Raw genomic sequence first — 24,289 nt, forward strand, 5'->3', positions numbered from 1 at the left:
CTCCGGGACGAGGGGCCAGTGTGCCCCTCCCGGCGCCGTCCGTCCAGGTCCGGGCTACCATAGCGGTCTTACTCTTTGATTTCGCACCATGTCCACGCGTTCCGACTCCCCCAATCTGGCTCCTCCGCTTTCGTCCGTTCTTCTTGCCAGCGCGGGGGTGGTGGAGGGCGTGCTGGACGGCCGTTCGCTCACGGACGCCCTGGCGGATGTCGAATCCTCCCTGCGCCCCGCCACCCAGGCGGTCTCGTTCCATGCCATGCGTTATCTGGGCTGGGCCGACGCCGTGGGCCGCGAGATGGTGCAGCGCTATCCCAGCGTCCTCTTCGAATCCCTGCTGCTGGTGTCGCTGACCCTGCTCAAGGAAGAGGGCGAGGCGGCCGAGGCCCTGCCCGGCATGCCGGTGTATGCGCCCCACACCGTCGTGGACCAGGCGGTGACCGCGGCGTCCGGTTCACGCAGCCTCGCGTCGTTCAAAGGCATGCTCAACGCCTGCCTGCGGCGCTTCCTGCGCGAACGCGCCGCGCTGCAGGCCGCGGTGGCCGACAGCCCCGAGGCGCAATGGAACCATCCCGGCTGGTGGGTCAAGCAGCTGACCGTCGCCTATCCGCGGCAATGGCAGGAGATCCTGGCGTCAGCCAACCTGCCGGCTCCGCTGACCCTGCGGGTCAACCGCCGGCGCGCCAGCCGCGAACAGGTGCTTGCCGCGTTCCAGGACGCGGGCCTGGCGGCCGAGGCCGTGGGTCAGTCCGGCCTGGTGCTCGCCACGCCCAGGCCCGTGACGCAATTGCCCGGCTTCGCCGAGGGCTGGTGGTCGGTGCAGGACGCCGGCGCGCAGCTGGCGGCCGAGCTGCTGGCGCCCAGGGACGGCATGCGGGTCCTGGACGCCTGCTCGGCGCCGGGCGGGAAGACGGCTCACCTGCTGGAGCTGGCCGACATCGACCTGCTGGCGCTGGACACCGACGCCGACCGGCTGGCCCGGGTGGAACAGAACCTGGAACGACTCGGACTGGCCAGCGACCGTGCCCGGCTGAAGGCCGCCGATGCCGCCGATCTGGACGCGTGGTGGGACGGCAAGCCCTTCGACGCCGTCTTGGCGGACGTGCCCTGCACGGCGTCGGGCATCGTGCGCCGCCACCCGGACATCCGCTGGCTGCGCCGCGAAAACGACCTGCGCCGCACCGCCACCCTGCAGGCCCGGATCCTGGACGCGCTGTGGGCCACGGTAACGCCCGGCGGCCGCCTGCTCTATGTGACGTGCTCGGTGTTTCCCATCGAAGGCACGCGCCAGGCGCTGGAATTCCTGCAGCGGCATCCCGAGGCGACGCGGCTGGACGCCCCGGGGCAATTGCTGCCAGTTGCGGTCGATGCAACACCGGCGCGGCAACACGACGGATTTTTCTACGCCTTGTTTGCCAAGCAGTCCTGAATCCCGAAGAATAGGGGCATGACGTAGTTCCGGTGCCGTATGTCCATTATTTCGCGCTTATTTCTTGGGTTGTTGCTGGTATCTGCCTTGCTTTCCTTTGCGCCGGGTGGCCAGGCGCACGCCTCTGAACCTCGGGTCACGCGGGTGGAGCCCGTGTTGCGGAACGGCAATCTCGAGATCGACGCGGACATCGAATTCGAACTGAACCAGCAGTTGCGCGACGCCGCCCAGCGCGGCGTCCCATTGTATTTCACGGCGGACGTCACCATTACGCGCGAGCGCTGGTACTGGTTCGACAAATCCCTGGTGGATACGTCCCGGACCTGGCGCGTCGTCTACAACGCGCTGACGCGCCAGTGGCGCGCCGGGGTGGGGGAACTGTCCTTTCCGGTCGCATCGCTGGACGACGCCATGAGCGTCATCCGGCATATCCGCAACTGGAGGGTGGCCGATGCCGGCGACTTCGATTCGGGAGTGGAGTACGGCGGGCAATTGCGCCTGCGCCTGGATACGTCGCTGTTGCCCAGGCCGTTCCAGGTCAATGCCTTGAATAGCAGTTCGTGGGCGCAGGCGACCCCGTGGATGGACTTTTCGTTCATGCTGGACGACAAGGAGAAAGATCCCTCATGAGGCTTTTGCTTCGGCTGGCCCTGATGGTCGGCGCCGTGAGCGGGCTGGCGCTGCTGGGCCTGTTGGCCTGGTCCACCGGCAACGCCTCGCGCTTTGCGCGTTACTACGACACGCTGCTGGTCCTGAACGGCATCTTTGCCCTGGCCCTCTTCATCTGGGTGGTGGCGCTGACGGTGCGGCTGGCCCGGCAGATCCGGCGCCGCCAGTTCGGCGCGCGGCTGACGGCGCGCTTTTCGCTGGCGTTCGCCCTGATCGGCGTGGTGCCCGGCGCCCTGATCTACACCGTGTCGGTGCAGTTCATGTCGCGGTCGATCGAATCCTGGTTCAACGTGCGGGTGGACACGGCGCTGGAAGCCGGCCTGAACCTGGGCCGCGCGGCGCTGGATTCCCTGCTGGCGGACCTGGACGTGCGCGCGCGCTCCATGGCGCTGGAACTGAGCCGCAGCACCGACAGCGGCGTGACCCTGGCCCTGACGCGCCTGCGCGAGGCCAATGGCGTACAGGAAGCCATGGTGTTCACGGGCAGCGGACGCATGGTGGCGTTCTCGACCAGCCAGTACGGCCAGCTTCTGCCGGCCATGCCGCCGTCCACCGTCATGAACCAGCTGCGGCTGGCGCGCGGCTATTCCGCCGCCGAGGCCGACGATCCGGTCGCGCCGGGCGCGGAAGGCGGCCTGCACCTGCGCGTGGTGATCCCGCTGAATGGTCCCGACCGCTACGACAACCTGCTGGGTCCGGCCTCGGAGCCGCGGTGGCTGCAGCTCTTGCAGCCGGTGCCCGAGCAGATCGCGCACAACGCCAACCTGGTGCAGCAGGGCTTTCGCGATTACCAGGAACTGGCGCTGTCTCGGCTGGGCCTGCGCAAGCTCTACGGCATCACGCTGACGCTGGCCCTGTTGCTGGCGGCGTTCGGCGCGATCGCGGTGGCGCTGTCCCTGTCCAAGCGGCTGGTGCGGCCGCTGCTCAGCCTGGCGGGCGGCACGCAGGCGGTGGGTGTGGGCGACTACCGGCCCCTGCCCGAACCGCCCGAACGCGACGAGGTCGGCCAGCTTACCCGTTCGTTCAATGCCATGACGCGGCAGCTCGACGAGGCGCGGCGCATGGTCGAAAGCAACCGCCAGCAGCTCGAGCGCTCCAACGTCTATCTGGAAAGCGTGCTGTCGAACCTGTCCTCCGGCGTGCTGGTGTTTGACGAGTCGTTCCGCGTCACCACCGTCAACCAGGGCGCTCAGACCATCCTGGGCGCCGACTTGCGTTCGGTCATCGGCCGTCCGCTGGAGACGGCGGACGGCATGCTCGAGTTCGCCAATATCGTGCGGCAGGCGTTTTCCGCCCATGCGGCGGTCGGCTCCGAACGCCAGCACTGGCAGCAGCAGTTCGAGATCAGTCCGGCGCAGGGCGATGGCCTGGCCACGCCCCAGCCGCTCACGCTGCTCGCGCGCGGCACGCATCTGCGGGTGGACGGTCGCGGCAACGGCTACCTGGTCGTGTTTGACGACATCACCGAAGTGATTTCCGCCAACCGCACGGTCGCCTGGGGCGAAGTGGCCCGCCGGCTGGCTCACGAGATCAAGAACCCCCTGACGCCGATCCAGCTGTCCGCCGAGCGCCTGGCCATGAAACTCGAGGGCAAGCTGCCCCCGGCCGAGGCCCAGATCGTGGAACGCTCCACCAACACCATCGTCAATCAGGTGGCCTCGCTGAAGCAGATGGTGGACGACTTCCGCGAATATGCCCGCACGCCGCCGGCCGTCATGCAGCGCATCAACTTCAACGCGCTGGTGGCGGACGTGCTTTCGCTTTATGGCTGGGAGCCCGACGGCGCGCCGCGCGCCACCGGAAAGGCCCTGAATCTCGATGTGAGCCTGGGCGCGGACCTGCCCGACATCGAAGGCGATCCGACCCAGTTGCGCCAGGTGATCCACAACCTGCTGTCCAATGCCCGCGATGCGATCGCGGAGCTGGACGGGCAGGGGCGGGTCAGCGTCACGACCCAGCTCATGCGTAGCGAACAGCCGGATCGCGTGGAGCATCAGGCGCTGCGCTTCACGGTTGCGGACACCGGGCCGGGCTTTCCGCCGCAGGTCATGCAGCGCGCGTTCGAGCCCTACGTAACCACCAAGTCCCACGGGACTGGGTTAGGATTGGCAATCGTGCGCAAGATCGTCGAAGAGCATGGCGGGCGTATCGACCTTGCGAACCGCAAGGAAGGAGGCGCGCGGATTTCCATCTTGTTGACCCGGCTGGCTCCCGGGGCCGATACTATGGACGCGACCGCGCAAGAAAAGGATAATGCGGCTACGCAATAGGTGGATGCTTTATGGCCAGAATTCTGGTGGTTGACGACGAAGTCGGTATACGCGAGCTTTTGTCGGAAATCCTTTACGACGAGGGACACACGGTCGAACTGGCCGAAAATGCGGCGCAAGCGCGTGCTGCACGCCTTCGCATGCGTCCTGATCTGGTGTTGCTGGACATCTGGATGCCTGACACCGACGGCGTCAGCCTGCTGAAGGAGTGGGGCTCGCAAGGCCTGCTCGACATGCCGGTGATCATGATGAGCGGCCACGCCACCATCGACACCGCCGTCGAGGCCACGCGCATCGGCGCCATGGATTTCCTGGAAAAGCCCATCACGCTGCAGCGCCTGCTCAAGACGGTCGCCGCGGGCCTGGCGCGCGGCCGCGTGCCGCATCCGGCGCCCGCCGCCGCCAACCCGGCCGTCGCCAGCCCGGTGGTGGCCCTGGAAGACGAGCTCGACCCGCCGGCCCTGGCCGCCGTGTCCACCAACGAAGCGCCGGCCGCGTCCAACGGCCAACTGGGCAGCATCTCGCTGGACCAGCCGCTGCGCGAAGCGCGCGACGAATTCGAGCGCATCTATTTCGAATACCACCTGGTCAGGGAAAGCCACAGCATGACGCGCGTGTCCGAACGGACCGGGCTGGAACGCACCCACCTCTACCGCAAGCTCAAGCAATTGGGCATCGAGTCCGCGCGCAAGCGCAGCACATGAAGATCCTGATCATGGGCGCTGGTCGCGTAGGCACCAGCGTGGCGGAAAACCTGGTGTCCGAACAGAACGACATCACGGTCATCGATTCCGACCCCGCCCAGCTTCAGTTCCTGCAAGAACACTTCGACCTGCGCGTCGTCCTGGGCGACGGCTCGCAGGTGTCGGTGCTTGAAAACGCCGGCGCCGCCGATACCGACCTGTTCATCGCCTGTGCGGCCTCCGACGCGGCCAACATGGTCGCGTGCAAGATCGCGCGCCAGCTATTCAACATTCCCCGCCGCATCGCCCGCATCCGTTCCGCCGAGTTCCCCGAGCACCCGGAACTCATGAGCGAAGACGGCTTCTGCATCGACGCGCTGATCAGCCCCGAGCGCAGCGTCACCACCTACCTGCACAGCCTGATCGAATTTCCCGAAGCCCTGCAGGTGGTGGAGTTCGCCGAAGGCCGCGTCAGCGTCGTGACGGTGCGGGTCGGGGCCGGCAGCCCGATGGCGCATTCCTCCGTCGACAAGCTGCGCGACGTCTGGCCCGATGTGAAGGCGCGGGTGGTCGACGTGCTGCGCGGCGGCCGGCCGCTGCGAGCCGGCAGCGGCACCGTGATCGCGCCGGGCGACGAAGTGGTGCTGGTGGTGGACTCGGACCACGCGCGCCGTGCGGTGCGCCAGCTGCGCGACGCCGAACGGGCGGTGCGCCGCGTGATGATCGCCGGCGGCGGCAATATCGGCCTGCGCCTGGCCCGCCAGCTGGCCGAGGAAAAGTACAGCGTCCGCATCATCGAGCACGACCTCAAGCGGTGCGAGTACCTGGCCACCCAGCTGCCCGACAGCGTGCTGGTCCTGCACGGCAGCGGCACCGACGAGGCCCTGCTGGAACGCGAGAACATCGAGGACATGGACACGTGGCTGGCCCTGACCAGCGACGACGAAGACAACATCATGTCCTCGCTGCTGGCCAAGCGCCTGGGCGCGCGCAAGGTGATCGCGCTGATCAACCGCCATGCCTACGGCGAACTGATGCAGGGCAGCCATATCGACATTGCCGTCTCGCCGTCGCAGGCCACCATGAGCGAACTGCTGCGCCACGTGCGCCGCGGCGACGTGGCCGCCGTGCACCGGCTGCGCCAGGGCGTGGCCGAGGCGCTGGAAGCCATCGCCCACGGCGACCGCTCCACCTCCAAGGTGGTGGGTCGCCCCGTGGGCAAGATCAGCCTGCCCAAGGGGGCCAGCATCGGCGCGCTGGTGCGCGGCGATGAAATCATCCTGCCGGACGCCGACACCGTCATTGAAACCGACGACCACGTGATTGTCTTCGTGCCCTCGCGCCAGCAGATGCCGCGCGTGGAAAAGCTGTTCCAAGTTTCGGCGTCCTTCTTCTGATGCGCCGCGCTCCCGTCCCCTTGCGCGGGCCCCGCGCGGCCGGATAAGCCCCCATGAAGCGCGTCCTGGCCACCCTGTACATCCTGGGCCTCACCATGGTGATGTTCGCGCTCACCATGCTGATCCCGCTGTTCATCGCCTATGTGGGGGCCGACGGCGCGCGGGATGCGTTCCGGGACGGTTTCCTGATCTCGGTGGGCATCGGCGGGGGACTGGCCGCGCTGACCCGCCGCAACCGCAGCGAATTGCGGGCGCGCGACGGCTTCGTGCTGGTGTCGGCGGTGTGGGCCGGCCTACCGCTGCTGGCGGCGATTCCGCTGCTGCTCTACTTCCACGGCGCGGGACTGCCGCTGTCGTTCACCGGCGCCTACTTCGAGGCCATGTCGGGGCTGACGACCACCGGGGCCACGGTGCTGACCAACCTGGACACCTTGCCGCCGTCGATCAACCTGTGGCGGGCGACGCTGATCTGGATCGGCGGCATGGGCATCCTGGTGCTGGCCGTCGCGATTCTCCCGCTGCTCGGCGTCGGCGGGCACCAGGTGGTGCGGGCCGAAACGCCCGGGCCGATGAAGGACGAACGGCTTACGCCCCGCATCGCCAGCACGGCCAAGGCCCTGTACGCGGTCTATTTTGTGTTTTCCATCCTCTGTTTCCTGGCCTACCGGCTTGCCGGGCTGTCGTGGTTCGAGGCCTGGTGCCATATGGCCACCACCATGGGGCTGGGCGGTTTTTCCACCTGGGACGACGGCTTCGCGCATTTCGATTCGGTGGCGGTGGAAATGGTGGCCATGGTGTTCATGCTGATCGCCGGCATCAACTTCGCCACGCATTTCAATGCCTTCCGCCAGCGCAGCCCGCGCGCCTACCTGCGCTGCCCGGAGGCCATCCCCTACCTGGTCGTCGTGCTGGGCGTCGGGTTGGTGATCTCGGCATACCTGCTCGTCAAAGGCGTCTACAGCGAGCCGCTGGAGGCGCTGCGCTACGGCATGTTCAACACGATTTCCATGGCTACCACCACCGGCTACGCCAATACGGACTTCGCGCAATGGCCCCTGTTCGCCCCGCTGACGATGCTGCTGCTGTCGGGGTTCGCGACATCCGCGGGGTCGACGGGGGGCGGGATCAAGATGATCCGGGCGATCCTGCTGGTCAAGCAGGCCCGCAATGAACTGGTGACGATGCTGCACCCGCATGCCGTCAGTCCGGTCCGCATCAACGGCCGGGCGGTCGAAACGCGGACGATGTCGTCCGTGCTGGCCTTCATGCTGTTCTACGGCCTGTCCATCGCCGTGTTCACCAGCCTGCTGCTGTTGTCCGGCCTGGATCCCATCACGGCGTTCTCGGCCGTCTTCGCCAGCGTCAACAACACGGGCCCGGGGCTGGGACCGGTCGGACCCATGGGCACCTTCGCCGTCCTGTCCGATTTCCAGATCTGGGTCTGCACCTTCGCCATGCTGATCGGCCGCCTCGAGCTGCTGACCGTGCTGGTCCTTTTCACGCCGATTTTCTGGCGCAAGTAAGCCGGTTTCGCCCGGTTTTTCATAAGGGATAACCCTAAAAAGGGTTATCCCACCCCCTTTCAAAAGCCCCTCCAGCACTGGCTTCGCGCGGGTCGCCGGCCGGCAGGCCGCGCCATCCCTACGTTGTAAGCGCTTGCTCGCTTTTCTTCAGAGGGCAAAACCGGATGCATCGCGATGTTGCACACAAATGTCACGATTTTCAATCGTATTGCCACAAACCTGCGGCTATCATGCGTTCACAAGCCGCCGTCTAGTGCCCCCCGGGAAGTTGCCGGGCTTCAAGGTCGAACGGCGCACACCTTCATCCAAACATTCAAAGGAGTCCGAGATGGAACAGATCCCGTTCATTTCGTCGGCCCCCAACACCCTGGGCATCGAACTCGAGCTGCAACTGATCGACCCCCGCAGTTTTGACCTGACCGCAGCCTCCGACGAACTGTTGGCCCAAATGGCCAACCACCCCATTGCCGACCGCGTCAAACCCGAAATCACGCGGTCCATGATCGAACTGAACTCCTCGGTGCATGAGCACCCCATGGGCCTGCTGGCCGAAATGCGCGAAATGCGCGATGCGCTGGTCGAGGCGGCCGATGCGGTCGGCGTATCGGTCGCGGGCGGCGGCGCCCACCCCTTCATGCGCTGGCAGGAACGGTCCATTTCGGACACCCCGCGCTTCCAGTACCTGGCCGAAATGTACGGTTACCTGGCGCGTCAATTTACGGTTTTCGGCCAGCACATCCACCTGGGCGTCAAGAGCGGCGACGACTCCATCAGGCTGCTGCGCCGCCTGTCGCCGTATGTGCCGCATTTCATCGCGCTGTCGGCCTCGTCGCCGTACTGCGAGGGCGTGGACACCCTGTTCTCGTGCTCGCGCCTGAATGCGGTCAACAGCTTTCCGCTGGCCGGCCACATGCCGCCCGAAGTGAAGGACTGGTACCAGTTCGAGGCTCACCTGTCGCAGCTGCGGGCCTATGGCCTGGCAGAGAGCATAAAGGACCTGTACTGGGATATCCGCCCCAAGCCCGAGTTCGGCACGGTGGAAATCCGGGTCTGCGACACGCCGCTGACCGTGGAGCGCGCCTGCCAGATCGCCGCGTTCGCCCAGGCGCTTGCGGTGCTGCTGATGCGCGAGGACGACCCCAGCGACAACGCCTGGCTGTCCTACCGCAGCAATCACTTCCAGGCCTGCCGGTTTGGCCTGCAGGGCAGCTATGTGACGCCGGACGGGCAGCGCCTGCGGCTGATCGACCACCTGCGCGCCTTGTTCCAGCGCTTGATGCCGGTGGCTGAAGAGCTGGGGACGGGCGACATGATCGCCGCCCTGCGCGACGAGGCCATCCGCAGCGGCAACGATGCCCGCTGGCTGCGCAGCCAGTATCACCGCCTGCGCGATCTGCCGCTGATGGTGGAAGCCATGTCCAATGCCTGGCGTGGCGAAGCGGCGCCCGCCGCGGCCCCGGCCGAACCCACGGCCGTGCTGCGCCGTCGGATCCGCGCCACCTCCGAGCCCATGCAGGCCCTGGGGGCGTCGGAACCGGGCGTCAGCGTGCCGCTGCCGGAGCGCCTGCACTAGGCAGGCGCGGCGTGGAACTCCCGCTCAGGGGGTTCCGCGATGCCGGCCGCCGATCGCGCTGACGGACAGACGGGTTTCTCCCGCCACTGTGCGGTGCGAAGCGGCGCGCCAGGCGTGGCCATAGGCCACCTCGATGCTCAGGGCGATCAGGCCGTCCGCGTTGCGTTGCGCTTCCAGCGCATCGCACAGGCGGGCGCGCCACTCCCGGCCCACCAGTCCGCCGCGCCGGCCTTCGGCCGGGTTGCCGCCCAGCGCGCGTACGTCCTGCAGCAATTTTTCGGGGGTGCGGTAGGTCAGGGTCAGGATTTCCTGGTCCATGACGGGATCCGCGAAGCCGTTTTCCACCAGCAGGTCGCCGAAGTCGTGCATGTCCACGAAGGACGGCGTGGCGGTGCGCAGGCCCGCGTCGGCCAGCGCCTGCCGCAGTTCGCGCAGGGTGGCGGGCCCCAGACAGGAGAACATCGCCAGTCCGCCGACCTTCAGGATGCGGCGCCATTCGGCCAGCACGGCGTGCGGTTCGCGGTGCCAGTGCATGGCCAGGTTCGACCAGACAAGTTCCAGCGATTCGGGCGCGAGGCCCGTCCGCGCCAGGTCCGCGTTCACGAAGGCCGGGGCGGCCGGGCCGCGGCGGGCCAGTTTGCCGATCCAGGCCGACAGCCCCCCGGGCGCGTGGCGCTTGCGGGCCTGTTCCAGCAGCGGCTCGCAATTGTCCAGGCCGGTGTAGGCGGCCTCGGGGTAGCGTTCCCGCAGCAAGGGCAGGTTGTCGCCGGCGCCGCAACCCGCGTCCAGCATGGCCTGGGGCTGGGCCCGGATGTACTGCAGGCGCCCCAGCATGCGCCGCGCCACCTCGCCGTAGAGGAACTGGGCATCGGACAGGTCGCCGCGGCGGGCGAACTGCCTGGGCACGTCGGCGCTGACGATGGGCAGGGAAGGAAGGGTTGCGGATTCTGGCAGGGACATTTCGGTCGCGCCCGCGGGGTTGCCCCGGGGCGGAACATGATTTCATGAGGGATGGCACACATTATTGCGCATCCCGGCCGCAGGTTCCGATTGCCCCTACGAGACATGGGGCGACGCTTGCTGTCGCGGATAGGGTGCGATTGCCCGCTGTGCGGCGCGCGCGTGGCCGGCGCGCGGCTGTGCCCGGGCTGCCAGGCCGACATCCTGGCCGCCCCGCCGGGCGCCAGTCCGCGGTGCCCGCGCTGCGCGCTGCGGCCGGCCGGCGGCGGGACGCATTGCGCCGCGTGCATGGCGCAGTCGTGGGCGTTCAGCCGCACCGTGGCGGCTTTCGACTACGCGCCGCCGGCCGACACGCTGATCCTCATGCTCAAGACCCGGTTGCGGCTCAGCTTGGCGCCCGTGCTGGCCCGGCTGATGGCCGAGGCGTTGCGCGCGGGTGGGCCGCTGCCTGCCGACGTCCTGCTGGTTCCCGTTCCCGCCAGCCGCGCTTCTCTCAGGCTGCGCGGCATGAATCCCGCTGCCGAGATCGCCCGCAGCCTGTCGGCGGAGTTGGGCGCGCCCGAGCCGCGGTATCTGCTGCGCAGGCGCCGCGAGTCCCCTCGTCAGGCCACGCTGGGCCGCGATGCCCGGCAGCGGGGCGCGGCGGGCCTGTTTCTTTGCGCGGAACCCGTCCATGGCCGCCACGTCGCGCTGGTGGATGACGTCATGACCACCGGCAGCACGGTCAATGCCGCGGCCGCCGCGCTGCTGCAGGCCGGCGCGGCCAGCGTGACGGCGCTGGTGGCCGCCCGCACCCCATGAGCCGCGGCGCTTGCCCGCCGGCCGGGCAGCGCCGGCAAATCGGCGACAATCCCGGATGCGCGGCCGACCCTGGCCGCGGGCCATTCCACCTTTCCGTCCGCCATGTTCCACGTCATTCTCGTCTGCCCGGAGATCCCTCCCAATACCGGCAACGCCATCCGGCTATGCGCCAATACCGGCGCACAACTGCACCTGGTGCGGCCCCTGGGGTTTGAACTGGATGACGCCCGCATGCGGCGGGCGGGGCTGGACTATCACGAGTGGCAGCCGGTGCGCGTGCACGACACGCTGCAGGAAGCGCTGGACGATACGGGCGCGACGCCCTCCAGCATCTACGCGCTGACCACGCATGCCCAGCGCAGCGTGGCCGACGTCAGCTTCAAGCCGGGCGACGTATTCGTGTTCGGCCGCGAGTCCGCCGGCCTGTCGGACGAACATCAGGCGATGTTCCCGCCCCAGCAGCGGCTGCGGCTGCCGATGCGCGCCGGCCAGCGCAGCCTGAACCTGTCGAACGCCGTGGCGGTCACCGTGTTCGAGGCCTGGCGGCAGCAGGGATACGAAGGGGGCGCGTAGGCGCCGCCCTTCGGGCAGGGAATCAGTCCAGCGACAGCTTCAGCTTGTCGATCACCTGATCCCAGCGCGCCTTTTCGTTCTTGATGCGGGCGGTCAGGGCTTGCGGCGTGGACGGCGCGGGCGTGAAGTACTGCAGCGCCAACTGCTTGCGGACGGCTTCGCTGCCGATGATGCGGGCCAGCTCGCTATTGAGCCGTTCGACGATCGGCGTGGGCGTGCCGGCCGGGACCAGCACCGCATTCCAGGAAATGGCCTCGAAGTCGGGGTAGCCCTGGGAGGCCATGGTGGGGACGCCGGGCAGGGCCTCGCTGGGCTGCAGGCTGGTCACGGCCAGCAGCTTGACCTTGCCGTCGCGCGCCTGGGGCACGGCGATGGCGGGAACCATGAAGCCCGCCTGCACGTCGCCGCCGATGATGGCGGTGATGACCTGCGGAAAGCCGGAGTACGGGATGTGGGCCAGGTCTACGCCGGCGCTTTCCTTGAACATCTCCATCGCCAGGTGGGCCGAGCTGCCGGGTCCCACAGAACCGTAGTTCAGCGAGTTGCCGCGGCCTTTCACGAGCTTGACGAAGTCCTGGACGTTATCGACCTTCAGGCTGCCCGGCACCACCAGCACATTGGGGCTGGTGCCCACCAGGGACACGGGATCCAGGTCGGTCAGGGGGTCATAGCCCAGCGTCTTCTTATAGAGCGTGGGCGCGGTGACCAGGGGGCCGTTGATCGTATAGAGCAGCGTGTAGCCGTCGGGCTTGGCCTGCGACACGATGCGCGTGCCGATGTTGCCGCCCGCACCCGGCTTGTTGTCGATCACGATGGGCTGGCCCAGCGCCTGGGACAGCGGCTCCGAGATCGTGCGTGCAAGGATGTCGGGAGACGAGCCGGGCGGGAAGGGCACGACCATGTGGATCGGACGATCGGGCCAGTCCGCGTGGGCGGCGGCGGGCAGGATGGCGGCCAGGCTCAGGCACAGTCCGCGCAGCAGCGGGCCGACCCGGAACTTGCGGGTTTGCGTCATGAAGGATGTCTCCTCGGTAGGGTGTCGTTGTGTTGTTGTCGGTAGGGGATCGGGGGCGTTCCGTCCGGGCGCTGCGCGCTAGGCGGAACCGGACGGGCCGCGCAACGGATTGCCGGAATCGGCTCCTTCATTGCGGGCGTCCCGCGCCAGCAGGGCTGAGACCGCCGTCATGGGGGCGACGCCTTCGAAGAGCACCGCGCAGACGGCTTCGGTGATCGGCAATTCGACATGGATGGCGCGCGCGCGCTCCAGCGCGGCGCGGGCGCAGCGCACGCCTTCGGCGGTGATGCCGCTGGCCAGGATGTCGGCCAGCTTGCGGCCGGCGCCGATTTCCAGTCCCACCCGGCGGTTGCGCGACAGATCGCCGGTGGCGGTCAGCACTAGGTCGCCCAGGCCGGTCAGTCCGGCGAAGGTTTCGGCCTGCGCGCCCAGCGCCACGCCAAAGCGGGTCATCTCGGCAAGGCCGCGGGTGATCAGCGCGGCGCGGGCATTGGTGCCCAGCGCGAGGCCGTCGCAGATGCCGCAGGCGACGGCGATCACGTTTTTCAGCGCGCCGCCGACTTCGACGCCGACCAGGTCGGTGCTGGCATAGACGCGCAGCGCCGCGCCATGGAAGGCGGCGGTGGTGGCTTCGCGCAAGGCCGGGCTGCTGCTGGCGACGGTCAGCGCAACGGGCAGGCCCTGGGCGACTTCGCGGGCGAACGACGGGCCGGACAGGGCGCCGCCGGTAGCGCCAGGCAGGGCCTCGCGCATGATTTCATGGGGCAGCCTGGCCGTGTCGGCTTCAAAGCCCTTGCACGTCCAGACGATGGGGGTGTCTTCCAGGCCCAGGACGGGCAGCCGGCGCGACAGTTCTTCGCAAATGGCGGTCAGTCCGGCGACGGGCACGCCCAGCACGATGAGGCGGCGGGCGCCGTCTTCCTGCAGGCTGCGCAGCGTGGCGTCCAGGTCGGAGGAAAACTGCAGATTCGTGGGCAGGGAAACGTCCGGCAGATAGCGGGCGTTTTCGTGCGTGGCGGCCATGGCGGCCGCCTGGGCGGCGTCGCGCGCCCACAGTTGGGTGGGGTGGCGGCGGCTGGCGGCCGCCGCCAGGGCGGTGCCCCAGCTGCCAGCACCCAGGACGGCGACGCGCAGGCGCGGCGGAGCGGGCGGGTTCATGGGGCGCCGCGGGTGCTTACTGGCGGGTGGCGCCGGGCGGCAGGATGATGCCCGAGTCGCTGCCGGCGCCGTTGGCGGCGGCTTGCTGCTGTTGCAGTTCGGCGATGCGCTGCTCGTACAGGGCCTGGAAGTTCACTTCGGTCAGGTGCAGCGGCGGCATCGACGTGCGGGTGATCGCGTCGGCGATGTTGGCGCGCAGGTAGGGGTACAGCATCGTGGGGCAGACAATGCCCAGCAGCGGATCGAGCTGTTCTTCCGGGATGTTGGCGGCTTCGAAGATGCCGGCTTGCGTGCCTTCGACCAGGTACACGACCTTGTCGTTGATGCGCGTGGTGACGGTGACGGTGACCGTGGTTTCGAACACGGTTTCAGCCAGGCGTTGGCCGCCCACGGTGATGCTCACTTCCACCTGGGGCGCTTCCTGCTCCAGGAAGACGTGAGGCGCGTTCGGCATTTCCAGCGAAAGGTCTTTCAGGTAGACGCGCTGCAGGTTGAACGAGGGCGCGTCGTTGCCGCCTTCTTGCTGGGTGTTTTGGTCTTGATCAGCCATGAGTGTTTCCGTTGGAGGGAGGGGCAAAAAGGGGCGATTAGCCGTTCAGCAGGGGGGTGAGGCCACCCGAGCGGTCCAGGGCCATCAGGTCGTCGCAACCGCCGACATGGGTATCGCCGATGAAGATCTGGGGGACGGTGCGCCGGCCGGTGCGTTCGATCATGACATCGCGCTGGGACGGTTCCCGGTCGATCTGGATGATTTCCAGGTCGGCCACGCCGCGCTGCTCGAGCAGCGACTTGGCGCGTGCGCAATAGGGACAATAGTCCTTGCTGTACATGACAACTTTGTTCATAGGGGCGCTCCGGTGTGTACAAGAATGGGTAGATGGGGGCAAATGCCCCGAAATTCAACCCTTCTGGGTGACCGGCAGGCTGGCGGCCGACCAGGCGCGCATGCCGCCTTCAAGAGGCACGACGTCGGTGAAACCCTGGGCGCGCAGCTTGGCGGCGGCGCGGGCCGAGTCGCGGCCGGCGTCGCACACCACCACCAGCGGCTTGTTCTTGGGCAGCGAGCCGGCTTTCTGCTCGATGTCGGCCGCCGGCACGTTGCGTGCCTGGGCGATGTGGCCGGCCTGGAATTGTTCGGCGGGACGCACGTCGACCCACACGGCGTTGCGCTGGTTGACCATCTGGATGGCTTCGGTCGTGCTGACGGCAGACCCTGTCCGGCCCTTGCGCAGCGCGGGTATGGCCAGCATGACGCCGGACACCACGGTGACGGCGACAATGAAAATGTTGTTTTTATCGAGCAAGAATTGCAAAAGGTCCACGGGGCATCCTGTTGTGCGTCGACTAGTGCGTCGACTAGCCTGGTAGGGGCGAACCCTGATGCGCCGTGTCCGGGAAGTGGACGCGGTGCGCCGGGGCAAAATCACGGGCAAAATCACTCAATTATAAAATGAGCGCATTCCTTAACCATCCTCTAACTTTAACCCGCCCCGCGGGCGTCCCACACCATGCATAAACTCGTACTGATGCGCCACGGCGAAAGCCAGTGGAACCTGGAAAACCGTTTCACCGGCTGGACCGACGTCGACCTCACCGACACGGGCCGTGAACAGGCCCGCAAGGCGGGCGAACTGCTCAAGAAAGAAGGCTACTCCTTCGACCTGGCCTATTCCTCGGTGCTCAAGCGCGCCATCCGCACCCTGTGGATCGCGCTGGACGCCATGGACGCCATGTACACCCCGGTGGGCGTGAACTGGCGCCTGAACGAACGCCACTACGGCGCCCTGCAGGGCCTGAACAAGGCCGAAACCGCCGCCAAGTACGGCGACGAGCAGGTGCTGATCTGGCGCCGGGCGTACGCCATCGCCCCGGAGCCGCTGTCGCTGGACGACGAGCGCCACCCGCGCTTCGACAGCCGCTATGCGAAGATCCCGGCCGACCAGCTGCCCGCCACCGAGTGCCTGAAGGACACCGTGGCCCGCGTGCTGCCCTTCTGGAACGAATCCATCGCCCCGGCCATCCGCTCGGGCCGCAAGGTGCTGATCGCCGCCCACGGCAACAGCCTGCGCGCCCTGATCAAGCACCTGGACAATGTGTCGGACGACGACATCGTCAACCTGAATATTCCCACCGGCCAGCCGCTGGTCTATGAATTGGATGATGACCTGCGTCCCATCCGCCACTATTATCTGGGCGATGCCGCCGAGATCGAGGCGGCCATGGCTGCCGTTGCAGCCCAGGGCAAGGCCAAGAAGGACTGATATCTCTATGCGTCGCGCGGCAGGGTTGTTGTTGGCGGTCATGCTGGCCGGAGGGGCGCTGTCCGCCCGCGCCGCGCCCAGCGACCTCGCCGGGCGCCAGTCCGACGCCGAAAAGCAGCAGGCCGCCTTGCGCGACCGCATCGAGAGCCTTCAGAAGGACATCGACGGCCGCGAGGCCGCCCGCAAGGAAGCGGCCGACGCCCTCAAGCAGTCGGAATCGGCCATTTCCCGGATCAACCTGCGCCTCAAGGAGCTGGCCGAGGCCAACCGCCAGGCGCAGGCGGACCTGACCTCCCTGGAAAAGCAGATCGTCGCGCAGGAGGCCGTGCTGGCCAAGCGCCGCGTCGAACTGGCCGACCAGTTGCGCACCCAGTACACCAGCGGGCTGTCGCCCTGGACGGCGCTCCTGTCCGGGGACGATCCCCAGGTGCTGGGCCGTAACCTGGGCTACCTGGACTACGTGTCTCAAGCCCGTGCCAACGCCGTGAAGGCGTTGCGCGCCGACATCGACCGCCTGGCCGCGTTGCAGGCCCGCGCGGACGACCGTCGCGCCGAGATCGAAAAAGTCGTCGCCGAGACCTCCGAACAGAAGACGGCGCTCGTCGCCCAGCAGAAAGAGCGCGCCACCCTGTTGGCCCAGCTTGAGGGACAGATCGCCGCCCAGCGCGCCGAGGCCAACAAGCTCGGGCGCGACGATCAACGCCTGTCGCGTCTGATCACCGATCTGGACGCGGCCATCGCCAAGCAGATTGAAGACGCCCGCAAGGCGGAAGAGGCGCGCAGGAAAGCCGAGGAGGCCCGCCGGATCGAAGAAGCGCGGCGCGCGGCCGAAGAGGCCAAAAAGCGCGCCGAGGCCGAACGCCGGGCGCAGGAGGCGCGCAAGAAAGCCGAGGCCGACCGCAAGGTCGCCGAAGACAGCGCCCGCCGCGACCGCGATGCCCGCGAGGCCCGGGAAGCCGCCCAGGCCCGTGAACAAGTCGAAGCGGCGGCCCGCCAGCCGCGCGGCCCCGTCGCCGTGGCCGACCCGGACGCCGCCGGCATGCGCCCCGCCGACCAGCGGCAGACCCGGGTCGCGACCGACCCGCCGCCTCAGGCAAAACCCGCGGATCCCCCCAAAAAGCCGGAACCTGTCGAGGAACCCGCCACTCAAACGCGTAGTGCGCCGGCTCAGCAGACCGCCCGCGCGGCGCCGCCCGTCGGCGGCGGCAACGGACTGCGCCACGGGCTGACCATGCCGGTGCGCGGGCAGGTGCAGGGCAGGTTCGGGGTCGACCGTCCGGACGGCGGCGTGTGGCGCGGGGTGGTGCTGCGTGCGCCCGAGGGTACGCCCGTCAAGGTGGTGGCCCCCGGCACGGTGGTCTACGCCGATTGGCTGCGCGGTTTTGGCAACCTCATCATTGTGGATCATGGGCAGCAGTACCTGACGGTCTATGCTTACAACCAAAGCCTGCTCAAACGGGTGGGGGATTCGGTGACGGGTGGGGATACCATAGCGACGGTGGGAGCAACCGGCGGGCAAGTGGAATCCGGCCTATACTTTGAAATTCGCCATCGTGGCGCTCCTGTGGACCCGGCCCAGTGGCTGGCGCAGTAGATTGATGTCGTTGGCGTATACGCTGTTGACAATTACATGTCGTTGGTAAAAACCGTTGGTAATTACCAAACCCATCGGCGAAAACACAATTCGGGAAGTGTGCATGGGCACTCGTAAGTTTCGCGGTTTCGGTCTGATTGCCATCGGTGCGGTGGCTGGTGTGTTGCTTAGCGTGGGTGTGACCGCGGTCGCGCAGCGCGGCAGTCCCTTGCCTCTGGACGAGCTCAGGCAACTGAGCAATGTGTTTGCCGCCATCAAGAACAACTACGTCGAGGCCGTCGACGACAAGACCCTGATCGACAACGCCATCTCCGGCATGGTGTCGAACCTGGATCCCCACTCCGCCTACCTGGATGCCGACGCGTTCCGCGAAATGCAGACGGCGACGCAAGGCGAGTTCGGCGGCCTGGGCATCGAGGTCGGCGCCGAAGACGGCTTCGTGAAGGTGATCTCGCCCATCGAGGACACGCCCGCCGCGCGCGCCGGCGTGATGGCCGGCGACCTCATCATCAAGATCGACGACACGCCCACCAAGGGCATGACCCTGAACGAAGCGGTCAAGCTCATGCGCGGCGCGCCCAAGTCGCCCATCACCCTGACCATCATGCGCGCCGACCGTCCGCAGCCCATCGTGCTGAAGATCGTGCGCGACATCATCAAGGTGCGCAGCGTGCGCAGCAAGATGCTGGACAACGGCATCGCCTACGTGCGCGTTGCCCAGTTCCAGGAAAAGACCGGCTCCGACCTGGCCAAGCAGCTGAAGGACCTGGGTGCTAAAGAACCGCCCAAGGGCCTGGTGCTGGACCTGCGCAACGACCCGGGCGGCCTGCTGACCAGCGCCATCGGCGTGTCCGGCGCGTTCCTGCCCCCCGACGCCCTGGTGGTGTCCACGGACGGCCGCACGCCGGACGCCCGCCACAAGTACATGGCGACGCCGTCGGAATACGCCCGCGGCGAAAGCAACTACCTGTCCGGCCTGCCGGCCTGGACCAAGACCGTGCCGATGGTCGTGCTGGTCAACGTCGGTTCGGCCTCGGCCTCCGAGATCGTGGCCGGCGCGCTGCAGGATCACAAGCGCGCCAAGGTGCTGGGCAACCGCACGTTCGGCAAGGGCTCGGTGCAGGTCATCCTGCCGCTGTCCGAAACCACCGCCGTCAAGCTCACCACGTCGCGCTACTTCACGCCCAGCGGCCGTTCCATCCAGGCGACCGGCATCGAACCCGACTACGTCGTGGCCGATACGGCCGACGGCGACCTGTTCCGCCTGCCGCGCGAAGCCGACCTCCAGCGCCACCTGTCCAATCAACAGACCGCCAATGAAGTGAAGTCCAGCGCGGACCAGGACAACGTGGACCTGCCGGCCAAGGTGTTCGAGTTCGGCGGCAAGGACGACTTCCAGCTGCAGCAGGCCCTGAACCTGCTGGCCGGCAAACCGGTGCAGAAGGGCTCCGCCCGCGCCCAGGCCAAGGCCGACGCCAAGGCCGGCGGCGGCACGCCCCAGCGCATGAAGATCACGCCGTCCGGAGTCGAGCCCAGCAAGGACAAATGAACGACGAGCAACTGCTGCGCTACGCCCGCCACATCCTGCTGGACGAACTCGGGATCGAAGGGCAGGAAAAACTGCTGGCGGCGCGTGTGCTCATCGTGGGGGCGGGTGGACTGGGTTCGCCCGCCGCGCTCTACCTGGCGACCGCCGGCGTGGGCGACATCACGCTGGCCGACGACGACGTCGTCGAACTCAGCAACCTGCAGCGCCAGATCCTGCACACCACCGCCAGCGTCGGCCGCCCCAAGGCCGAATCCGGGCGCGACATGCTGGCGGCGTTCAATCCGCAGGCCAAGGTCCATGCGCGCGTCGAACGCCTGAAAGACCAGGCACTGTCCGACGCCGTCGCCCAGGCCGACCTGGTGCTGGACTGCACCGACAACTTCACGACCCGCCACGCCATCAACCGCGCCTGCGTGCAGCACCGCAAGCCCCTGGTCTCCGGCGCTGCTATCCGCTTCGACGGCCAGGTCAGCGTGTACGACCTGCGCGACGACAACGCGCCCTGTTACCACTGCCTGTTCCCCGAGGCCGACGACGTCGAGGAAGCCAACTGCGCCACCATGGGCGTTTTTGCGCCGGTGGTCGGCATCATCGGCAGCATGCAGGCCGCCGAAGCGCTCAAGCTGCTGTCGGGCGTGGGCGAAAGCCTGTCCGGCCGCCTGCTGTGGCTGGACGTGCGCACCATGCAGTGGCGCAGCGTGAACGTGCAACGCGACCCCGAATGCGCCGTTTGCGGGCATCGCGATCGCCCCTGAGCGCCCCGTATTGCACTCAGGGACAATACTAAAGGCTTGAAATACCTGCTATAACGCCAGCCAGCCTACTGAAATCGGGTAGATGGCCATGGAAGTGACGGCGTGGATACAGGACTGAAGTTCAGCTTGCCCAAGTGGCGGCTGACGCGTTGGCTGACGCATTCCGGGCAGGATACGCCGGCGGACATCCGCGCGGCGCTCATCGCCAGTCTGTTCGGCACGCTGCCCATTTTTGCCGGCGGGGTCATCAATACGCTGATGATCTCCGGCGTGGTCACCTGGCGCCGTCCCGAACCGCTGTATATCTCGTGGCTGGTGCTTGAGGTCGTCCTGGCCCTGGTCCGCGTCATCATCCTCAGGATGGCGCTGCGCGCCGCGCCCAAGGGCGGCAACACCCACACCGACCTCTACATCCTGCTGGCGCTGCTGTGGGCGTTCAGCGTGGGCTATGGCGTCTTCATTACATTCATCAACGGCGACTGGCTGGCCGCGACGCTGGCGGGCGTGTCCTGTGGCGCCATGGCAGGGGGCATCTGCTTTCGCAACTACGGAGCGCCCAGGCTGGTGGGCGCCATGATCTTCCTGAGCCTGGGGCCCATGTGCCTGGCCGCGCTCTTCACGGGCGAACTGGTCACGGCCATCGTCTTCATCCAGATCCCGTTCTACCTCATCAGCATGAGCGTCGCCTCGCACCGGCTCAACCGCATCCTGGTGTCCACCATGCTGGCCGAACGCGACAGCGACCGCCGCGCCAGCGAAGATGCGCTGACGGGCCTGGCCAACCGCGCCGGCCTGCAGGCGGCGCTGGAACGGGTGTGCTCCAGCGCGCGCGGGCACGACAGCGCCGCTGCGCTGCTGTACATGGACATGGACGATTTCAAGCGCATCAACGACACCCACGGCCACGCCGGGGGGGACCAGGTGCTCAAGACCATCGCGGACCGCATGCGCGCCATGCTGCGCGTGGACGACGTGGCGGCCCGGATCGGGGGCGACGAATTCATCGTGCTGGTGACAGGCATCGACGCCACCGCCGCCTTGCGGCTGGGCGAGCACCTGCTGCGAGACGCCTCGCAGCCCATCATCCTGGCGGACGGCACGCGGGTCAGCGTGGGGTTGTCCATCGGCATTTCGATCATGTCGGGCGCCAACCGGACGCCCCAGGCCGCCCTGGATTCCGCGGACGCCGCGCTGTACCGCGCCAAGGCGCAAGGCGGCCGCCGCTGCGTCGTCGACCAGATCGACGCCTGCCCCGAGAACGAGGGTATGCCGGGCGCATCGCTCGCCGCCTGAGGAAGTGCCAGGCCGCCAAGGGCGGCCCCGCTCTAGCAGGCGCTCATCAAAAGTTATCAGATAACCTGAGAAATCTGCCTATAATCCGCTCATGTTGACCAAGAATCTCACCCTCACGGAGCAGGTCGCCCGCCAGCTCGCCGGCGAAATCGCCGACGGCGTCCATCCCGTCGGCGCCAAGCTGCCGTCCGGACGCGTGCTGGCGGAGCAGTACGGCGTCAGCGCCGCGGTGATACGCGAAGCCACGGAGCGCCTGCGCGCCCAGGGACTGATCCAGAGCCGCCAGGGCTCGGGCAGCACCGTCGTGTCGCGCACCGGCGCGCAGGGCTTCCAGGTGTCCTCGGGCATCGCCGTGGACCGTGACAAGCTGGCCAGCGTCTACGAACTGCGCATGGAACTCGAGGGCGGCGCGGCCGCCCTGGCCGCCGTGCGCCACGACACGGCCGACCTGGCCGCCATGGAACATGCGCTGGCCTGCCTGGCCTCGCATCTGGACCATCCGGAACAGGGCGTGGAGCACGACATCTCCTTCCACGTGGCCATCGCGGCCGCCACCCACAACCGCTATTACCAGGACCTGCTGCAGTACCTGAACCTGCAACTGCGACTGGCCGTCAGCACCGCGCGCTCCAACAGCCGCCTGCAAGAGGGGCTGACCGCCGCCGTCCACCAGGAACACGTCGCCGTCTTCGAGGCCATCCGCGCGCGCGAACCCGACCGCGCCCGGCACGCCGCCATCCGCCACCTGCAGCAGGCCGCAAGCCGGCTGCAGCTCGATTTACTCTTTCCCGCCGCCAGGCAGACATCATGAGCGCTTCCGATTTTTCTCAACGGCTGGTCCAAGCCCTGGGCCCCGACACCGTCTTCACCGCCCAGGCGGATATCGCCCCGTGGCTGTCCGACTGGCGCGGCCTGTACAACGGCCAGGCCCAGGCCGTGGTTCGTCCGCGCACCACCGCTGAAGTCGCCACCTGCCTGGCGCTGTGCCAGGAGGCGGGCGTTCCCGTGGTGCCGCGCGGCGGCAACACCGGCCTGTGCGGCGGCGCGACGCCGGATGGCGGCGCCCGCAACGTGGTGCTCAGCCTGGACCGCATGAACGCGGTGCGCGCCATCGACACCGTGGCCAACACCATGGTCGCCGAAGCCGGCGCCATCCTCGGCAACCTGCGCCGCGCGGCGCAGGACGCCGGGCGCCTGCTTCCCCTCAGCCTGGCCGCGGAAGACTCCAGCCAGATCGGCGGCAACGTGGCCACCAATGCCGGCGGCGTGAACGTGGTGCGCTACGGCATGGCGCGCGAACTGGTGCTGGGCCTTGAAGCCGTGCTTCCGACGGGAGAAATCTTCCATGGCCTGCGCACCCTGCGCAAGGACAACACCGGCTACGACCTCAAGCAATTGCTCATCGGCTCGGAAGGCACGCTGGGCGTGATCACCGCGGTGGCGCTGCGCCTGTTCCCGCGCACCGACGTGCGTTCGGTGGTGCTGGCGGCGGTCGAGTCCCCCGCGCAGGCCCTGCAGCTTTTCGAAATCCTGTTCGAGCAGTGCGGCGCGCGCCTGCAGGCGTTCGAGTATTTCTCGGGCGATTGCCTGGACCTGGTGCTGACGCACGCCGAGGGCGTGCAGGAACCGTTCGACCAGCGCTATCCGGCCTATGTGCTGGTGGAGCTGGCCGACACGGCGGACGAGGCCGGCCTGAACACGCTGCTGGAAACCGTGATCGGCACGGCGCTGGAACGCGGCCTGTGCCTGGACGCCGCGGTGTCGGCGTCGCTGGCGCAACTGCAGACGCTATGGAAGCTGCGCGAAGAAATCTCCGAGGCGCAACGCGCCGACGGCCCGCACCTGAAGCACGACGTCTCACTGCCCATCGAGCGCATCCCGGACTTCATGGAATCCGCCGAGGCCCGCGTGCGCGCGCTATACCCGGACATCCGCCCCTTCATCTTTGGCCACTTTGGCGACGGCAACCTGCACTACAACCTGTCGCGTCCGGCGGGCGCGGACCGCAACTGGGTGGCCGAGCATGGGGCGGCGATCACGGATGCGGTGCTGGACGAAGTGAATCGGTACGGGGGGAGCATTTCGGCGGAACATGGGATCGGGCAGCTGAAGCGGGATCATTTCCTGCATAGCAAGGATCCGGTGGAGCTGCGTTTGATGCGGGAGATCAAGAAGGTGATGGATCCTGCGGGGATCATGAATCCGGGGAAGCTGCTTTAGATCCTGGCTTGGCTATGTATGTAGATGTTTTGCGTTGCGTAAGTTCTAGATCTTCGTAGGTCGCCCGACGTCGCGGGCGCCGTGGCTGCGAGCGCCCACGATTGCGGTCCGGAGCGTTCGCTCCGGACTGCCCCATCGTCATCCTCGTCCTCGCCTGCGGCGACTCCTTCGGATTCCCTCGGGCGCATCGAGGTTGCTCGCAGCCACGGCGCCCGCGACGCCGGGCTACGTGTGTCTTGGTATGGCGCGCTACAAGAGCTGTGGTCAGGGAATGGAATCTGCGTGGACGCCGATTGCGGCCGCGCGGGCGGCCACAATCGGCATATGTTCATTGGGCCGTCGGCGGGTCTGCGCGTTCGCGAATGCGGCTGTCGGCTTGCTAATGGTGCTCGCCGTTGGGGGGAGGGCGATGATGGGCGGCGCGGGGACGGGCCGCTACAGCTTGACGACCGGTACGCGCCGCCCATCCGGCACTGGAGTTGAAATGACGATTAGCGGCGGCCGGTGATGGGGTCTTTGATGGCGCGCAGCGGCATCATGGATCGCGAGATATTGCGTAAGCCCCAAAC

Annotated in this window: 22 protein-coding genes; 16 read left to right on the top strand and 6 right to left on the bottom strand. The window is 67.6% G+C overall.

Annotated elements, in window-relative coordinates; genetic code table 11:
* Positions 1-88 precede the first annotated feature (88 nt).
* The 7 genes from rsmB to ABE485_RS19125 all read left to right on the top strand — a co-directional run bounded on the left by rsmB (position 89) and on the right by ABE485_RS19125 (position 9,541).
* Positions 89-1,426: a 16S rRNA (cytosine(967)-C(5))-methyltransferase RsmB gene (gene rsmB / locus ABE485_RS19095; protein WP_346516836.1), complete on the top strand. Its 1,338-nt coding sequence runs from the start codon at positions 89-91 to the stop codon at positions 1,424-1,426.
* Positions 1,427-1,465: 39 nt separating this feature from the next.
* Entirely contained in the window at positions 1,466-2,056 is a 591-nt protein-coding gene (locus ABE485_RS19100) for a DUF4390 domain-containing protein (protein ID WP_346516837.1), read from the top strand.
* Entirely contained in the window at positions 2,053-4,365 is a 2,313-nt protein-coding gene (locus ABE485_RS19105; protein ID WP_346516838.1) for a sensor histidine kinase, read from the top strand. The genes ABE485_RS19100 and ABE485_RS19105 overlap by 4 nt, the downstream gene beginning before the upstream one ends.
* Before the next feature lie 11 nt (positions 4,366-4,376).
* The gene (locus ABE485_RS19110; RefSeq protein WP_346516839.1) at positions 4,377-5,069 is read left to right on the top strand and encodes a response regulator; all 693 of its coding nucleotides are present in this window, start codon (positions 4,377-4,379) and stop codon (positions 5,067-5,069) included.
* Complete coding sequence (trkA, locus tag ABE485_RS19115; protein ID WP_346516840.1) at positions 5,066-6,445, top strand: Trk system potassium transporter TrkA; 1,380 nt, start codon at positions 5,066-5,068, stop codon at positions 6,443-6,445. Before ABE485_RS19110 ends, trkA begins: the two co-directional genes overlap by 4 nt.
* Positions 6,446-6,498: 53 nt before the next feature.
* A complete protein-coding gene (locus tag ABE485_RS19120) occupies positions 6,499-7,968 on the top strand; it encodes a TrkH family potassium uptake protein (protein WP_346516841.1) in 1,470 nt (489 codons plus the stop codon).
* A 328-nt stretch (positions 7,969-8,296) separates the two neighbouring features.
* On the top strand, positions 8,297-9,541 hold the full coding sequence (locus tag ABE485_RS19125) for a YbdK family carboxylate-amine ligase (RefSeq protein ID WP_346516842.1): 1,245 nt from the start codon (positions 8,297-8,299) through the stop codon (positions 9,539-9,541).
* A 24-nt stretch (positions 9,542-9,565) separates the two neighbouring features.
* Here ABE485_RS19125 and ABE485_RS19130 read toward each other — a convergent pair whose 3' ends face one another.
* Complete coding sequence (locus tag ABE485_RS19130; RefSeq protein WP_346516843.1) at positions 9,566-10,501, bottom strand: methyltransferase domain-containing protein; 936 nt, start codon at positions 10,499-10,501, stop codon at positions 9,566-9,568.
* Between the two features lie 105 nt (positions 10,502-10,606).
* Between ABE485_RS19130 and ABE485_RS19135 the strand changes: the two genes are divergently transcribed.
* Positions 10,607-11,302, top strand: coding sequence for a ComF family protein (locus tag ABE485_RS19135; RefSeq protein ID WP_346516844.1), 696 nt, complete (start codon positions 10,607-10,609; stop codon positions 11,300-11,302).
* A gap of 102 nt (positions 11,303-11,404) precedes the next feature.
* Positions 11,405-11,875 (top strand): tRNA (cytidine(34)-2'-O)-methyltransferase, encoded by a 471-nt coding sequence (locus tag ABE485_RS19140; protein WP_346516845.1) that lies wholly within the window; start codon positions 11,405-11,407, stop codon positions 11,873-11,875.
* A gap of 22 nt (positions 11,876-11,897) precedes the next feature.
* On the opposite strand, the gene ABE485_RS19145 is transcribed toward ABE485_RS19140, so the two are convergent.
* From ABE485_RS19145 to ABE485_RS19165, 5 genes are all read right to left on the bottom strand, one after another.
* Entirely contained in the window at positions 11,898-12,890 is a 993-nt protein-coding gene (locus ABE485_RS19145; RefSeq protein ID WP_346516846.1) for a Bug family tripartite tricarboxylate transporter substrate binding protein, read from the bottom strand.
* Positions 12,891-12,968: 78 nt separating this feature from the next.
* On the bottom strand, positions 12,969-14,048 hold the full coding sequence (locus tag ABE485_RS19150; protein ID WP_346516847.1) for an NAD(P)H-dependent glycerol-3-phosphate dehydrogenase: 1,080 nt from the start codon (positions 14,046-14,048) through the stop codon (positions 12,969-12,971).
* A gap of 16 nt (positions 14,049-14,064) precedes the next feature.
* Positions 14,065-14,598 carry a protein-export chaperone SecB gene (secB, locus tag ABE485_RS19155; protein WP_346516848.1) on the bottom strand — a complete coding sequence of 178 codons (534 nt, stop codon included), beginning with the start codon at positions 14,596-14,598 and terminating at the stop codon, positions 14,065-14,067.
* A 37-nt stretch (positions 14,599-14,635) separates the two neighbouring features.
* Entirely contained in the window at positions 14,636-14,893 is a 258-nt protein-coding gene (grxC, locus tag ABE485_RS19160; protein ID WP_008166937.1) for a glutaredoxin 3, read from the bottom strand.
* A 54-nt stretch (positions 14,894-14,947) separates the two neighbouring features.
* Positions 14,948-15,370 (bottom strand): rhodanese-like domain-containing protein, encoded by a 423-nt coding sequence (locus ABE485_RS19165; protein WP_346516849.1) that lies wholly within the window; start codon positions 15,368-15,370, stop codon positions 14,948-14,950.
* 186 nt (positions 15,371-15,556) lie between these two features.
* Between ABE485_RS19165 and gpmA the strand changes: the two genes are divergently transcribed.
* The 7 genes from gpmA (at position 15,557) to ABE485_RS19200 (ending at position 23,720) form a co-directional block, all read left to right on the top strand.
* Positions 15,557-16,309, top strand: coding sequence for a 2,3-diphosphoglycerate-dependent phosphoglycerate mutase (gpmA, locus tag ABE485_RS19170; protein WP_346516850.1), 753 nt, complete (start codon positions 15,557-15,559; stop codon positions 16,307-16,309).
* Between the two features lie 7 nt (positions 16,310-16,316).
* Positions 16,317-17,903 (top strand): murein hydrolase activator EnvC family protein, encoded by a 1,587-nt coding sequence (locus ABE485_RS19175; protein ID WP_346516851.1) that lies wholly within the window; start codon positions 16,317-16,319, stop codon positions 17,901-17,903.
* A 103-nt stretch (positions 17,904-18,006) separates the two neighbouring features.
* On the top strand, positions 18,007-19,452 hold the full coding sequence (locus ABE485_RS19180) for a S41 family peptidase (RefSeq protein WP_346516852.1): 1,446 nt from the start codon (positions 18,007-18,009) through the stop codon (positions 19,450-19,452).
* The gene (locus tag ABE485_RS19185) at positions 19,449-20,207 is read left to right on the top strand and encodes a HesA/MoeB/ThiF family protein (protein ID WP_346516853.1); all 759 of its coding nucleotides are present in this window, start codon (positions 19,449-19,451) and stop codon (positions 20,205-20,207) included. Before ABE485_RS19180 ends, ABE485_RS19185 begins: the two co-directional genes overlap by 4 nt.
* A 102-nt stretch (positions 20,208-20,309) precedes the next feature.
* Positions 20,310-21,500 (top strand): GGDEF domain-containing protein, encoded by a 1,191-nt coding sequence (locus ABE485_RS19190; protein ID WP_346516854.1) that lies wholly within the window; start codon positions 20,310-20,312, stop codon positions 21,498-21,500.
* Positions 21,501-21,591: 91 nt separating this feature from the next.
* A complete protein-coding gene (locus ABE485_RS19195) occupies positions 21,592-22,311 on the top strand; it encodes a FadR/GntR family transcriptional regulator (protein WP_346516855.1) in 720 nt (239 codons plus the stop codon).
* Positions 22,308-23,720, top strand: coding sequence for an FAD-binding oxidoreductase (locus ABE485_RS19200; protein ID WP_346516856.1), 1,413 nt, complete (start codon positions 22,308-22,310; stop codon positions 23,718-23,720). The genes ABE485_RS19195 and ABE485_RS19200 overlap by 4 nt, the downstream gene beginning before the upstream one ends.
* Positions 23,721-24,289 lie beyond the last annotated feature (569 nt).

This window comes from Achromobacter spanius (assembly GCF_039673305.1).
In the GTDB taxonomy this organism is placed as follows: domain Bacteria; phylum Pseudomonadota; class Gammaproteobacteria; order Burkholderiales; family Burkholderiaceae_B; genus Achromobacter; species Achromobacter spanius_F.

Bases quoted from the DNA above. Each gene is read 5' to 3' on its own strand.
- rsmB (WP_346516836.1), top strand. From the start codon at position 89: ATGTCCACGCGTTCCGACTCCCCCAATCTGGCTCCTCCGCTTTCGTCC.
- ABE485_RS19100 (WP_346516837.1), top strand. From the start codon at position 1,466: ATGTCCATTATTTCGCGCTTATTTCTTGGGTTGTTGCTGGTATCTGCC.
- ABE485_RS19105 (WP_346516838.1), top strand. From the start codon at position 2,053: ATGAGGCTTTTGCTTCGGCTGGCCCTGATGGTCGGCGCCGTGAGCGGG.
- ABE485_RS19110 (WP_346516839.1), top strand. From the start codon at position 4,377: ATGGCCAGAATTCTGGTGGTTGACGACGAAGTCGGTATACGCGAGCTT.
- trkA (WP_346516840.1), top strand. From the start codon at position 5,066: ATGAAGATCCTGATCATGGGCGCTGGTCGCGTAGGCACCAGCGTGGCG.
- ABE485_RS19120 (WP_346516841.1), top strand. From the start codon at position 6,499: ATGAAGCGCGTCCTGGCCACCCTGTACATCCTGGGCCTCACCATGGTG.
- ABE485_RS19125 (WP_346516842.1), top strand. From the start codon at position 8,297: ATGGAACAGATCCCGTTCATTTCGTCGGCCCCCAACACCCTGGGCATC.
- ABE485_RS19130 (WP_346516843.1), bottom strand. From the start codon at position 10,501: ATGTCCCTGCCAGAATCCGCAACCCTTCCTTCCCTGCCCATCGTCAGC.
- ABE485_RS19135 (WP_346516844.1), top strand. From the start codon at position 10,607: ATGGGGCGACGCTTGCTGTCGCGGATAGGGTGCGATTGCCCGCTGTGC.
- ABE485_RS19140 (WP_346516845.1), top strand. From the start codon at position 11,405: ATGTTCCACGTCATTCTCGTCTGCCCGGAGATCCCTCCCAATACCGGC.
- ABE485_RS19145 (WP_346516846.1), bottom strand. From the start codon at position 12,890: ATGACGCAAACCCGCAAGTTCCGGGTCGGCCCGCTGCTGCGCGGACTG.
- ABE485_RS19150 (WP_346516847.1), bottom strand. From the start codon at position 14,048: ATGAACCCGCCCGCTCCGCCGCGCCTGCGCGTCGCCGTCCTGGGTGCT.
- secB (WP_346516848.1), bottom strand. From the start codon at position 14,598: ATGGCTGATCAAGACCAAAACACCCAGCAAGAAGGCGGCAACGACGCG.
- grxC (WP_008166937.1), bottom strand. From the start codon at position 14,893: ATGAACAAAGTTGTCATGTACAGCAAGGACTATTGTCCCTATTGCGCA.
- gpmA (WP_346516850.1), top strand. From the start codon at position 15,557: ATGCATAAACTCGTACTGATGCGCCACGGCGAAAGCCAGTGGAACCTG.
- ABE485_RS19175 (WP_346516851.1), top strand. From the start codon at position 16,317: ATGCGTCGCGCGGCAGGGTTGTTGTTGGCGGTCATGCTGGCCGGAGGG.
- ABE485_RS19180 (WP_346516852.1), top strand. From the start codon at position 18,007: ATGGGCACTCGTAAGTTTCGCGGTTTCGGTCTGATTGCCATCGGTGCG.
- ABE485_RS19185 (WP_346516853.1), top strand. From the start codon at position 19,449: ATGAACGACGAGCAACTGCTGCGCTACGCCCGCCACATCCTGCTGGAC.
- ABE485_RS19195 (WP_346516855.1), top strand. From the start codon at position 21,592: ATGTTGACCAAGAATCTCACCCTCACGGAGCAGGTCGCCCGCCAGCTC.
- ABE485_RS19200 (WP_346516856.1), top strand. From the start codon at position 22,308: ATGAGCGCTTCCGATTTTTCTCAACGGCTGGTCCAAGCCCTGGGCCCC.